The sequence below is a fragment of the Kitasatospora sp. MAA19 genome, from assembly GCF_029894125.1.
Lineage (GTDB): Bacteria > Actinomycetota > Actinomycetes > Streptomycetales > Streptomycetaceae > Kitasatospora.
Window position 1 is genome coordinate 110,251 of sequence record NZ_JARXYZ010000025.1, and the last position, 12,006, is coordinate 122,256.

Below are 12,006 nucleotides of genomic sequence, written 5' to 3' on the forward strand. Positions count from 1 at the left end.
GGACCGCGTCGCCATGGCCCCGACGACGCGGTTCCGGGCCGCCGCGGAGACGGCACGCCGCCGGCTCCTCCGCGCGGCGGGCGAGCGCCGGCCCCCGCATGCCGGCCGACCCCCGCCGCTACGCTGGCCCCATGCGGATCCTCGTCCTCGGCGGCACCTCCTTCGTCGGCCGCGCGATCGCCGACCACGCCCTGCGCGACGGTGCCGAGGTCACCCTGTTCACCCGCGGCCGGACCAACCCCGGTCTCTTCCCCGCCGCCACCCACCTCATCGGCGACCGCGACACCGGCGACCACACCGCCCTGCGCGACGGCCGCTGGGACGCGGTGGTGGACGTCAGCGGCTACCGCCCCCGCCAGGTCGACCAGGCGATGGCCGCACTCGGCGACCGGGTCGGCCGCTACCTGTTCATCTCCAGCCACGCGGTGTACGAGCGGACCGGCCTCGCCCCCGGCTCGGACGAGTCCGCCCCGCGCCGCGCACCGCTGCGCGACGCCGAGCAGCTGACCGAGGAGACGTACGGCCGGCTCAAGGTCGCCTGCGAGGACGCCGTCACCGCCCGCTACGGCGACCGGGCGACGATCGTGCGGCCCGGAAAGGTCGCCGGCCCCCACGACGACCAGCGCGGGCTCACCTACTGGGCCCGCCGGGCCGCCCGGGGCGGGCGGGTCGCGCTGCCGGGGCGGCCGGAGCAGCCCGTCCAGGTGGTCGACGTCCGCGACCTGGCCCGGCTGGTGGGCCGGCTGCTCCAGGACGACCGGGCGGGCGCCTTCCACGCCGTCGGCCCGGCCGAGCCGACCACGCTGGGCCGGCTGATCGCCACCTGCGCCGAGGTGGCGGGCACCGAGGTGGAGGTCGTCCCGGTGCCGCCGGAGAGCGCGCCGCCGCCGTTCTTCCCGCTGGTCCGCGCCGAGCCGCTCTGGCCCGGCCAACAGCGCAGCGCCGCCCGGGCGCGCGCGGCCGGGCTGCCGGCGACCCCGCTCGCGGTCACCGCCGCCGACGTGCTCGCCTGGGACAGGGCGCGCGGCGAACCTCCGCTCGGCCACGGCTTCACGCCCGAGCAGGAGGCCCGGGTGCTGGCCGAGTCGGCGGGCCTACGGTGACCGCCGACCCGCGCGTCACCGCGATGCGCCCCGAGCACCCGTCCTGACCGGTTGTCAGTGGCACCCGCTATGGTCGGCCCCGAACGATCCCACCAGCACCTGCACCAGCGCCACCAGGGGGCACCATGACCTCGCACCGCACCACCGCGCAGAGCGCCGGGCCACGCACCGCCCCGCCCGGCGCGCCGCTGAGCACCGCCGATCTCGTCGAGGGCTGGCGGCGGGTCGGCGTCCGCGAGGGCATGGCGGTGATCGTGCACTCCTCGCTCTCCAGCCTCGGCCGGGTCGACGGCGGCGCCGCGGCCGTGGTGGCCAGCCTGCGCGAGGCGGTCGGGCCCGGCGGCACGGTCGCGGTGCCCACGTTCACCGGCGATGTCGTCAGCGACCCGGCACCGGAGCACACCGGCCTTCCGAGCCCCGAGATCGCCGAACGGCGGGCCGCCGTCCCGCTGTTCCACGCCGGGCTCCCCTCCCGGATGGGCGCCGTCCCGGAGGCGCTGCGCGCGCTGCCGGAGAGCCTGCGCAGCACACATCCGCAGGCCTCGGTCGCCGCGGTCGGGGCGCACGCCCGGGAGGTCACCGTCCGCCGCTCACTGGGCTTCGCGGTCGGTCGCGAGTCGCCCTTCGGCGCGCTGCACGACCTCGGCGGGTACGTGCTGCTGATCGGCGTCGGGCACAACCGCAACACCTTCCTGCACTACGCGGAGACCTTCGCGCCCAACCGCCGGCTCAAGCTCCGCCGCTTCCCGATGGCGATCCAGGGCGAGCGGGTCTGGATCGAGGCGCCCGACGTGGGCAACGACAACAGCACCCACTTCCCCGTCGTGGGGCGGGAGTTCGAGGAGCAGGCGGGCATCCGCGAGGTGCTGGTCGGCAGCGCGCCCTGCCGGCTGATCCCGGTCCGGGAGCTCATACCCTTCGCCGTCCGCCGCCTCACCGAGCTGCTGGCGGCCGACGGCCCCGGAGCGGCGTAGCCCGATCGACCGCCCGCTTCCTCAAGCGGCCGACCGGACCACACCCGTCACCAGGTCACCTGCTCACCTGCTCACCTGCTCACCTGCTCACCTGCTCACCTGCTCACCGCAGACGCGCCAGGCCTCAATGCTCCGCGTCGTGCAGCGAGTTGGTCTCCTGGATCTTCTTCCAGGACTTCGGCTCCACCGGCAGCTGCCCGTCGGCCCGACCCGCGTCCGCCCCCGGCGCCAGCGAGGCCGCCCCGGCGGGCGCCGGCCCGGTGGCCGGCTTGGCTGCCGTGAACAGCCAGGTGGTGAAGAGGTCCCCGAGCTTCTTCCCGGAGATCTTCTCCGCGTACGCCTGGAAGTCCTGGACGGTGGCGTTGCCGTAGCGGTGCTCGGCCGGCCAGCCCTTCAGGATCCGGAAGAACGCGTCGTCCCCGACGGCGTTGCGCAGCGCCTGGATGGCCACCGCGCCCCGGTCGTAGACGGCGTTCGAGAACTGGTCGGCCGCGCCCGGGTCGCCCGGCTTGACGCTCCAGAACGCGTCGTCGGCCGGGTGCGAGGCGTAGACGTAGTCGGCGAGCTCCTGCGCCGTGCCCTCGTTCTCGTGCTCGGACCAGAGGAACTGCGCGTACCGGGCGAAGCCCTCGTTCAGCCAGATGTCGCTCCAGTGCGAGACCGAGACGCTGTCGCCGTACCACTGGTGGGCCAGCTCGTGCACGACGACCGAGGTGTTGGTGCCGCGCGCGAACTGCCGGGGGCTGTAGAAGACCCGGGTCTGGGTCTCCAGGGCGAAGCCGGTCTTGACGTTGGGCACGTAGCCGCCGACCGAGCTGAACGGGTAGTCGCCGAAGTAGCCGCTCAGCCAGTCGACCAGCTCACCGGTGCGCTCGACGCTGGCCCTGGCCGCGTCGGCGTTCTCGCCGAGGTCCTTGCTGTACGCGTTGTAGACGGGCAGCCCGCTCGGCGTGGTGTCGGTCGTGACGTCGAACTTGCCGACCGCGAGGGTGGCCAGGTAGGTCGCCTGCGGCTTGTTCTCGCGCCAGCTGTAACGGGTCCAGCCGGCCTGGGAGGTGGCGCCGGTCAGGATGCCGTTGCTGATCACCTGGTTGCCGTCCGGCACCTGGACCGAGACGTCGAAGGTGGCCTTGTCGCTCGGGTGGTCGTTGCTCGGGAACCACCACCACGCCGACTCGGGCTCGCCGGCCGCCACCGCACCGTCCGGCGTGCGCAGCCAGGCGGTGAAACCGTACTTCTTCACGGTGGACGGGACGCCCTTGTAGCGGACCACCACGGTGGCCTGGCTGCCCTTGGCGAGCGGCCGGGCGGGCGTGATCTCCAGTTCCTGCTCACCGCTGGTGGCGAAGGTCGCCGGTCGCCCGTTGACCCGGACCTCCTGGACGTTCAGCGCGAAGTCCAGGTTGAACCGGGAGAGGTTCTCGGTCGCCGTGGCGAGGATGGTGGTGGTGCCCTCCAGTTCGTCGGTGGCGGGCTGGTATTTCAGCCGGATGTCGTAGTGCGAGACGCGGTACCCGCCGTTTCCGTAGGTCGGGTAGTACGAGTCGCCGGCCCCGGCCGCGCCGGGTTGGAAGTCGGTCGCCGAGGCGGGGACGGCCAGGAACAGGCTCAGGGCGCTGGCGGCAGAGACGATCAGCCTCTTGCGCACGTGGTCCTCCAGGGTCACTGGGACGATGGGTCGGATCGATCCTTGTCCCGGTGGCCCCGGGTCCACTCCCTGATCGTGAGATGTTCATGAAAAGAAACAGGCCGAAATGGCAGCGCCGCGACGCCGTCACACGCCACACCGGCCCCGCACGCCCCGGCAGCCCCTCACCCCCCTGCCGTCGACCCTGCTGCCGACCCCTGCCGCCGTCACCCTCCGAGCGCCACCGGTGCCCGCACCAGCGAGCCGTACTCCGTCCACGAGCCGTCGTAGTTCTTGACGTGCGGGTACCCCAGCAGCTCGGTGAGCGCGAACCAGGTGTGCGCGGAGCGCTCGCCGATCCGGCAGTACGCGATCACCTCGCGCTCCGGCTCCACGCCCTTCCCCCCGTACAGCGCCCGCAGCTCCTCCGCCGAGCGGAACGACCCGTCGTCGTTGGCCGCCTGCGACCAGGGGACGTTGACCGCGCCGGGGATGTGCCCGGGCACCTGCGCCTGTTCCTGCGGCAGGTGCGGCGGTGCGATCAGCTCGCCCCGGTACTCGGCGGGCGAGCGGACGTCGACCAGCACCGCGTCCGAGCCGGGCTTGGCGAACACCTCGGCCTTGCCGAGCACTTCGTCCCGCAGCGCCCGCAGCTCCGGGCGCTCGGGCCCGGTCAGCCGGTAGGTGGTGTGCTGGTAGTCCATCACCTCTTCGGTGAGCCCGCGCCCCTCCAGCTCCCACTTCTTCCGCCCGCCGTCCAGCAGCCGCACCGGCCCGAAGCCGCGCAGCCGCAGCAGCCAGTAGGCGTACGCGGCGAACCAGTTGTTGTTGCCGCCGTAGAGCACCACGGTGGTGTCGTCCTCCACCCCGGCCGCTCGCAGCAGGTGCTGGACGCCCTCCCGGTCGGCGTAGTCGCGGCCGACCCGGCTGTGCAGGTCGGTCGTCCAGTTCCAGCCGACCGCGCCGGGGATGTGGTCCCGGTCGTAGGCGGTGGTGTCCTCGTCCACCTCGACGACCCGGATCGTCCCGTCGTTCAGGTGGTGGGCCAGCCACTCGGTGCGGACCAGCGCCTCGGGGTGTGCGTAGCCGTTGCCGGTCATCGCAGGCCCTCCTTCACTCTGCCCAGGCTGCGGCGCCCGACCACGGGCACGAGGAGGCGCCGGCGACCGGGCCGGACAGTTCGAAATTACGCCGACCGTCCGACCCGGGCCACTCCGCGGTCCCGGCGGCTCAGGAGAAGACGACCGAGCGCAGCTTCAGCCGGTCGCCGAGCTTCCTGCCGGGGTTCATGACGTAGAAGACATCGCCCGAGCAGTGCTCGTCGAGGAACACCGTGGCCGTCGATTTGGTGAGGTTCTCGGGTGCGAAGCCCGGGTGGTCCTCAGTGGTCCCGAACAGATCGATGCACACCCGGCTCTCCGGGTCGGCCAGCCCGGCCAGCACACCGGGCCCGACCTTGTACAGGAATTCACCGGTGGCGGCATTGGCCGACATCGGCACGGCGAGGACGAGGGCGACGGCGCTGGCGACGGCGAGCGCGGCATTGCGGAGACGCATGCGTGAGGGCCTTTCAGGTGGTACTCGGTGGTACCTGGTGAATTGGTGCGAGATCACCCTAGAGGCCCAAAATTCGCAGAAACGGTTCTTCCAATCCACCCTTTCGAGTGGTTTAAAAGGCAAAGCCGCTACCCCGCCATCTTTTCGCATCCACTCAAGGTCGGCGGAGCAACCCGCTCAGTTCGGCGGGGCCGTGAAGAAGTACCCCGAGTCGAGCAGCACCGGCAGGTACGCCTTCATCGCCGCCACCGTCTGCGAGCGGTCCCCACCGCCGTCGTGGTTGAGCACGATGGACCCGGGCCGGACGTTCTTGAGGACCCGCTCGGTGATCGCCGAGGTCCCGGGCCGGGCCCAGTCCCGCGGGTCCACCGACCAGCACATCGGCCGCATCCCGAGGTCGGCGCTCACCTTGAGCGTGACCGCCGGCCAGTCCCCGCCGGGCGACCGGAACCAGGTCGGCTGGCGTCCGGTGGTCCGGTGCAGCAGGTCGGAGGTGCGCTCCAGTTCGTCCCGCACCCGGCCCTCGGACATGTGCCGCAGGTCGGGATGGGTCCAGGTGTGGTTGGCGATGTGGTGGCCGTGGTCGGCGATCTCCCGCACCAGGGCCGGGTGCTCGACGGCGTTCTCACCGATCAGGAAGAAGGTCGCCCGGATCCCGTGCTGCTGGAGCAGCGCCAGCACGGTCGGCGTGTACCGGGGGTCCGGCCCGTCGTCGATGGTGAGCGCCACCGCCCGCCGGTCCGGGCCGAGTTCGTACAACGGCTTGGCTTCCGCCGCCGTGAGCACCCGGTGGACGGGCTCCTTGTTCGGCGCGGGGGCGGAGGGCGGCGGGCTGCTGGGGAGCGGCGAGGGCGTCTTGGAGGGGGTGGCCGGAGCGGCGCCCGGCTTCCCCTCCCCGCCCGCCGCACCCGCCGTGGTCGCCGCGGCGCCCGCGGTGGCGTCCGGTGTGGCGCCGTCGCCGCTGCTCCAGGGGCTCCGGCAGCCGGCCGCCCCGAGCAGGGACATCCCGGCCGCGACCAGCAACAAGCGACGGGAAGACATTCGAGATGAAATCTGATGATCTGACAGCATTCTGAATGCCTCCCCCGCGCACCGCCGTCGCTCCCCGGGCTCAACTCCGACGGACCCGATCACCACTCAGACGGCGCAAGCGCACCCCGCCCCCGCGGGACTTCCCCGCTACACCCCCACCGGACGCCCCGCCTCCCCTCCGGACCGCTACGCTGAGCCCTCCCCAGTGTGATGATCTGCCATCAGAGGACGTGGCCATGACGACAAGTCAGGACATCCCGGGCCAGGACCGGCCCGACAACGACCCCGCCGAGCTGAGTCAGTGGGAACGTTTCGGCGTCGACACCACCGCGCCGCACTCCGCACGGGTGTACGACTACTGGCTGGGCGGCAAGACCAACTTCCCGCCGGACCGCGCCATGGGGCAGGCCATCGAGGAGGCCGTGCCGAGCGTCAAGGAGATGGCCAAGGCGAACCGCGCCTTCCAGGGCCGGGCCGTCCGCCACCTCGCCCGGGAGCACGGCATCCGCCAGTTCCTCGACCTCGGCACCGGCATCCCCACCTCGCCGAACACCCACGAGATCGCCGAGGCCGTCAGCCCCGGCACCCGGGTGGTCTACGTCGACAACGACCCGATCGTGCTCGCCCACGCCCGCGCCCTGATGGTGTCCAGCCCGGCCAGCCGGACCACCTACATCCACGCCGACCTGCGCAAGCCCGAGGAACTGTTCGCCGATCCGGCGCTCACCGCCACCCTCGACCTCACCCGGCCGGTCGGCCTGCTGATGATCGCCGTCCTGATGCTCATCGCCGACGAGGACGACCCCTGGGGCCGGGTCGCCGCGCTGCGCGACGCCCTGCCGGCCGGCAGCTGCATCGCCCTCACCACCCCCACCCAGGACTTCGACCCGGAGGCCGTCGGCAAGGTCACCGAGGCGGCCCGGGCCGGCGGCATGACCCTCGTCCCGCGCACCCGTGACGACGTCCTGCGCTTCTTCGACGGCTGGGATCTGGTCGAGCCGGGCCTGTCCCCCGTCCTCGCCTGGCGCCCGGACGGCGAGCCGCCGACCGACCCGAAGGCCGCATACTACTGGGGCGGCGTCGCCGTCAAGCGCTGACCCACCAGGCGCTGCCCCGTCAAGCGCCGACCGGGACCGGCCCCCCACACGAGGGCCCGGCCCCGGCCCGGGTGGGGCGGACGGACGCCCGAGCGGACGGGCCCCACGGCCGCCCCACCCGCAGGCCTCACTTCAGCAGCCGCGACAGCCGCCGGTCCGCCAGCGGCTTGCCCCCGGTCTGGCAGGTCGGGCAGTACTGCAGCGAGGAGTCCGCGAACGACACCTCGCGCACGGTGTCCCCGCAGACCGGGCACGGCAGGCCCGTCCGGCCGTGCACCCGCAGCCCCAGCTTCTTCTCCGCCTTCAGCTCCCCGGCCGCCAGCCCGCGCGAGCGCTCCACCGCGTCCCGCAACGTGGCGCCGAGCGCCTCGTAGAGCTGCGCCGTCTCCTCCCCGGTCAGACTGGACGCCAGCTTGTACGGGGACATCCGGGCCGCGTGCAGCACCTCGTCCGAATAGGCGTTGCCCACCCCGGCCAGCACGCTCTGGTCCCGCAGGACGCCCTTGAGCCGGCGCCGCTCGCCGCTCAGCAGAGCCGCGAAGTCCGCCAGGGTGAAGCCCGGGTCCAGCGGGTCCGGGCCCAGCCGGGCCACCCCGGGCACCTCGGCCGGGTCCTTCACCACGTAGACCGCGAGGCCCTTCTTCGTCCCCGCCTCGGTCAGGTCGAAGCCGTCGCCGGCCTCCCCGGCCAGGCGCAGCCGCAGCGCCAGCGGGTTCCTCGGACTCGGGCGCGGCGGCTCGGCGGGCAGGCCGTCCTTCCAGCGCAGCCAGCCGGCCCGGGCCAGGTGGACCACCAGGTGCAGCCCGCCGGCCTCGATGTCCAGGAACTTGCCGTGCCGGGTGACCGAGCCCACGGTCCGCCCCTCCAGCGCGGTGACCGGCGGGTCGTACGTCTTCAGCGCGCTGATCGCCACCGGCTGCGCGCGGGCGATGACGCGCCCGGTCAACCGCTCGGACAGGAAGGCGCTCAGCGCCTCGACCTCGGGCAGCTCCGGCATGCGCCCAGTCTCCCGCAGCCCTCCGCCCACCGCCCGCCCGAACCCCGCCTCCGGCCCGCGGCCCACCTCCCACCCGAGCCGCACTCGTTGCCCTACCCCCACCCGTTGCCCGACCCCCGCCCGGGGAGCAGGCTTGTACTAACCCCCCTCCACGGAGCACCGTGATGAGCACCCTTGAGGAACAGATCGACATCGACGCCCCCGTCCTCGCCGCCTGGGAGCAGTTGCACCGGGTGCACGAGTACCCGCAGTTCGTCGACGGCGTCCGCAGCGCCCATCCGCACGGGCGGAACCTGGCGCACCTCGGGGTGCGGTTCGGCAGCGCCGAGCGAGAGGTCGACACCGAGATCACCGACCGCGGCCGGGGCCGGGTGATGTCCTGGCGGACGCTCGACGGGATCCCGCTGCGCGGCACGTTCGCGCTGCTGCCGCTGGACGCCCGGCACACCCGGCTGCAGATCCGGGTGGAGTACGACCCGGAGGCGGTGCACGAGGCGTTCGGCGGGCCGCGCGGCTTCGCCCAGGCCGGGGCGATCGAGCGGACCGTCCGCGGTGACCTGAAGCACTTCCGGGAGCTGGTGGAGGCGCGGGTGAGCACGGCGGGCACCCACCCGTAAGGACCGGATAAGCCCAGCTCAGTGCCGGTGGTGAGGCTCTTCACAGCGGACCTTCGGCCCGACCGTTTCGCTTTCAACCTGTGGCAGACTCGGGTGCCATGAGCATCGGCCCGGTCACCAGGACGCTCCGCGCGGCGGTCTTCGCCGCGCTGCTCGTGCTGCTCGCCGGGCTCGGCCAGGTGCTCGTCACCGGCCGCTCGCTGCCGGTCGGCACGATGGCCCTGGCCTCCGTCGCCGTGTTCGCGGTGGCGTACGCGCTGGCCGGCCGCGAACGCGGGTACCCGGCGGTCGCGGCGGTGTTCCTGCCGCTGGAGCTGGGCGTCAGCGCACTGTTCGACCTCGCCCAGACCGCCTGCCCGTCCCTGCCGCCCGGTGCCGCGCACGGCTTCCAGCCGCTGCTGTGCGGCGGCGGCTCGCTGGGCGGGTTCCTGCTCGGCCACGGCGTCTCCCAACGGGTCGGCGTCCTGCTGCTCCTGCTGGTGCACGCCGCGATCGCGCTGTCCGGCGCGTTCTGGCTGCGCCGCGCGGACGCCGCGCTGGCCGGCCTCGCCCGTACTGTCCCGATGCTGGGCGACTTCCTGCACCGGCACCTGCCGGCCGCCGCGCGCTGGCTGCGGCTGCTCGTCGCGCCCGTCCCGGCCCGTCCGGTGGCGCGGGTGGCGTTCCCCCGGGCCAGCCGGACCTTGATCCCGGCCGAGGACGTCGTCGTCCGCCCGGCCGTCCGGCGCGGTCCGCCGGCGCTCGCCCTGGCCTGCTGAGCAACGCGCGCCTCCGAGCGCCGTTCCCGGCCGGTCCTCTCGCCGCGCGCCCCGCGCGCCCGCACCCCCGCACGCCCGAGAGCACAGGACGACACTCCATGAGCAACACCCGCAAGACCACCGGCAAGACCTCCGCCACCGACCGCATGCGCGCCGCCCGCGCCCAGGCCGAGCGCTCCGACCGGATCCGCCGCCGGGTCGTGGTCGGCGGTGCCTCCGCCGCCGTGCTCGCCCTGGTGGCGGGCGTGGCCTTCGCCGTCAGCGGCTCCTCCGGCTCCACGGACGCGGCCACGAACGGCCCGCTGGTCGTCCCCGCCAACGCGAGCGGCACCGACGGCACCGTGATCACCTACGGCAAGGCCGACGCCCCGCACACCCTGGAGGTCTACGAGGACTTCCGCTGCCCGTTCTGCGAGCAGTTGGAGACCACCACCGGCAAGGCCATCCAGCAGCTCGCCGACGCCGGCACCTACAAGGTCGAGTACCACCTGGCGACGTTCCTGGACAAGAACCTCGGCGGCAAGGGCTCGCGCACCGCGCTGGCCGCCGCCGGCGCCGCGCTCAACGAGGGCGTGGACAAGTTCAAGCAGTTCCACGACGTGCTCTACGCCAACCAGCCCGACGAGCGCACCGACGACTTCGGCGACGTCAACCACATCCTCGACCTGGCCGGCCAGGTGCCCGGCCTGAAGACCGACGGCTTCGTCAAGGCCGTCCAGGACGGCACCTACGCGCCGTGGGCGGCCCGGGTGAACGAGGAGTTCAACAAGAGCGACGTCACCGGCACCCCGACCGTGAAGCTGGACGGCAAGAAGCTGGACGTCCTCACCGGTGGCAAGGCCGTCTCCCCCGAGCAGTTCACCGCGATGGTCAAGCAGGTGACCGGATGACGACCGCCGCCCCCGCCGTACGGACCTACGGCTCCGGCCGCCCGTTCGCCTGGCTGCTGCTGATCGGCGGCGCGGTCGGCCTGTTCGCCTCCTCGGTCCTCACCCTGGACAAGATCCGGTTGCTGGAGGACCCGTCGTACGTCCCCAACTGCAACATCAACCCGATCATCAGCTGCGGGTCGATCATGCGCAGCGACCAGGCCGAGGCCTTCGGCTTCCCCAACTCGCTGCTCGGCCTGATCGGCTTCGCGGTCGTGATCGCGATCGGCGCCGGACTGCTCGCGGGCGCCGCCTACCGGCGCTGGTTCTGGCTCGGCCTCCAGGCCGGGACGGTCTTCGGCATCGGCTTCGTGACCTGGCTGATGTACCAGGCGCTCTACCGGATCGGCGCGCTCTGCCCGTACTGCATGGTGGTCTGGGCCGCGATGATCCCGCTGTTCTGGTACACCACCCTGCACAACCTGCGCTCCGGGATCATCCCCACCGGCCGCGCCCTGCGCCCGGTCGTCCGCGAGGCGGCCCGCTACCACTGGATCGTCCCGGCCCTCTGGTACGCGGTGATCGCCCTGCTGATCCTCAACCGGTTCTGGTACTACTGGAGCACCCTGATCTGATCGCCGTCCGCCGCCCCCACCCCGGGGGCGGCGGACCATCCTCCGCCCGAGGCCGCCCATGCGACGCAGGATCGTCCTCTTCATGTCCGTCTCCCTCGACGGCTACTTCGAGGGCCCGGACCACGACCTGGGCTGGCAGCTCGTCGACGACGACCTGCACACCCACTTCAACCAGGAACTCGCCCGGATGGGCGGCTTCCTCTCCGGCCGGGTCACCCACGAGCTGATGGCCTCGTTCTGGCCCACCGCCGACCAGGACCCGGCCAACGCCGGCCCGATGGCCGAGTTCGCCGCCATCTGGCGCGGGATGCCGAAGACCGTCTTCTCCCGCACCCTCCGGCACGCCGGCTGGAACACCGCCATCGCCCGCGAGGTCACCCCCGAGGCGATCGCCGCCCTCACCACCGCCCCCGGCGGCGACCTCGCCCTCGGCGGCGCCGACCTGGCCGCGTCCTTCCTGGCCCACGACCTGATCGACGAGTTCCGCCTCTACGTCCACCCCGTCGTCCTCGGCCGCGGCACCCTCCTCTTCCGCCCCACCCCCCACCCCGTCCCGCTCACCCTGACCGACACCCGCCGCTTCGCGAGCGGCGTCACCCTGCTGCACTACACCCGGGCCGGGACGGCTGCTTCGGCAGTCCCGTGGGGAGTGTCATGAATCAGGTGGACACCCTGATCAAGGGAGACACTGATGAGCTCGCTGACGGATCACCAGATCGGGTCGGCTTCTGACGGTTCGG

13 protein-coding genes are annotated in these 12,006 nt (G+C 72.9%); 8 read left to right on the forward strand and 5 right to left on the reverse strand.

Features of this window, described 5'->3' with window-relative positions; genetic code table 11:
- Positions 1-131: 131 nt before the first annotated feature.
- Positions 132-1,103, forward strand: coding sequence for an NAD-dependent epimerase/dehydratase family protein (locus P3T27_RS30035; protein ID WP_280684108.1), 972 nt, complete (start codon positions 132-134; stop codon positions 1,101-1,103).
- Positions 1,104-1,228: 125 nt separating this feature from the next.
- Complete coding sequence (locus P3T27_RS30040; protein WP_280684110.1) at positions 1,229-2,077, forward strand: AAC(3) family N-acetyltransferase; 849 nt, start codon at positions 1,229-1,231, stop codon at positions 2,075-2,077.
- A 124-nt stretch (positions 2,078-2,201) separates the two neighbouring features.
- Here the strand turns inward: P3T27_RS30040 and P3T27_RS30045 are convergent, their stop codons facing one another.
- From P3T27_RS30045 to P3T27_RS30060, 4 genes are all read right to left on the reverse strand, one after another.
- Positions 2,202-3,725 (reverse strand): M1 family metallopeptidase, encoded by a 1,524-nt coding sequence (locus P3T27_RS30045; protein WP_280684112.1) that lies wholly within the window; start codon positions 3,723-3,725, stop codon positions 2,202-2,204.
- A gap of 206 nt (positions 3,726-3,931) precedes the next feature.
- Positions 3,932-4,804, reverse strand: coding sequence for a sulfurtransferase (locus P3T27_RS30050; RefSeq protein ID WP_280684114.1), 873 nt, complete (start codon positions 4,802-4,804; stop codon positions 3,932-3,934).
- Between the two features lie 130 nt (positions 4,805-4,934).
- On the reverse strand, positions 4,935-5,261 hold the full coding sequence (locus tag P3T27_RS30055) for a hypothetical protein (protein ID WP_280684116.1): 327 nt from the start codon (positions 5,259-5,261) through the stop codon (positions 4,935-4,937).
- Between the two features lie 177 nt (positions 5,262-5,438).
- Entirely contained in the window at positions 5,439-6,302 is an 864-nt protein-coding gene (locus P3T27_RS30060) for a polysaccharide deacetylase family protein (protein ID WP_280684118.1), read from the reverse strand.
- A gap of 227 nt (positions 6,303-6,529) precedes the next feature.
- Here P3T27_RS30060 and P3T27_RS30065 point away from each other — a divergent pair, with 227 nt between their 5' ends.
- On the forward strand, positions 6,530-7,390 hold the full coding sequence (locus tag P3T27_RS30065; RefSeq protein WP_280684120.1) for an SAM-dependent methyltransferase: 861 nt from the start codon (positions 6,530-6,532) through the stop codon (positions 7,388-7,390).
- Between the two features lie 127 nt (positions 7,391-7,517).
- On the opposite strand, the gene P3T27_RS30070 is transcribed toward P3T27_RS30065, so the two are convergent.
- A complete protein-coding gene (locus P3T27_RS30070) occupies positions 7,518-8,387 on the reverse strand; it encodes a DNA-formamidopyrimidine glycosylase family protein (RefSeq protein WP_280684122.1) in 870 nt (289 codons plus the stop codon).
- A gap of 164 nt (positions 8,388-8,551) precedes the next feature.
- Between P3T27_RS30070 and P3T27_RS30075 the strand changes: the two genes are divergently transcribed.
- From P3T27_RS30075 to P3T27_RS30095, 5 genes are all read left to right on the forward strand, one after another.
- A complete protein-coding gene (locus tag P3T27_RS30075) occupies positions 8,552-9,004 on the forward strand; it encodes an SRPBCC family protein (RefSeq protein WP_280684124.1) in 453 nt (150 codons plus the stop codon).
- 98 nt (positions 9,005-9,102) lie between these two features.
- Positions 9,103-9,762 (forward strand): hypothetical protein, encoded by a 660-nt coding sequence (locus tag P3T27_RS30080; protein ID WP_280684126.1) that lies wholly within the window; start codon positions 9,103-9,105, stop codon positions 9,760-9,762.
- A 98-nt stretch (positions 9,763-9,860) separates the two neighbouring features.
- A complete protein-coding gene (locus P3T27_RS30085; RefSeq protein ID WP_280684128.1) occupies positions 9,861-10,652 on the forward strand; it encodes a thioredoxin domain-containing protein in 792 nt (263 codons plus the stop codon).
- Complete coding sequence (locus P3T27_RS30090; RefSeq protein WP_280684130.1) at positions 10,649-11,266, forward strand: vitamin K epoxide reductase family protein; 618 nt, start codon at positions 10,649-10,651, stop codon at positions 11,264-11,266. Before P3T27_RS30085 ends, P3T27_RS30090 begins: the two co-directional genes overlap by 4 nt.
- Before the next feature lie 82 nt (positions 11,267-11,348).
- Positions 11,349-11,924, forward strand: a complete 576-nt coding sequence (locus P3T27_RS30095; RefSeq protein ID WP_348534150.1) for a dihydrofolate reductase family protein — start codon at positions 11,349-11,351, stop codon at positions 11,922-11,924.
- Positions 11,925-12,006 lie beyond the last annotated feature (82 nt).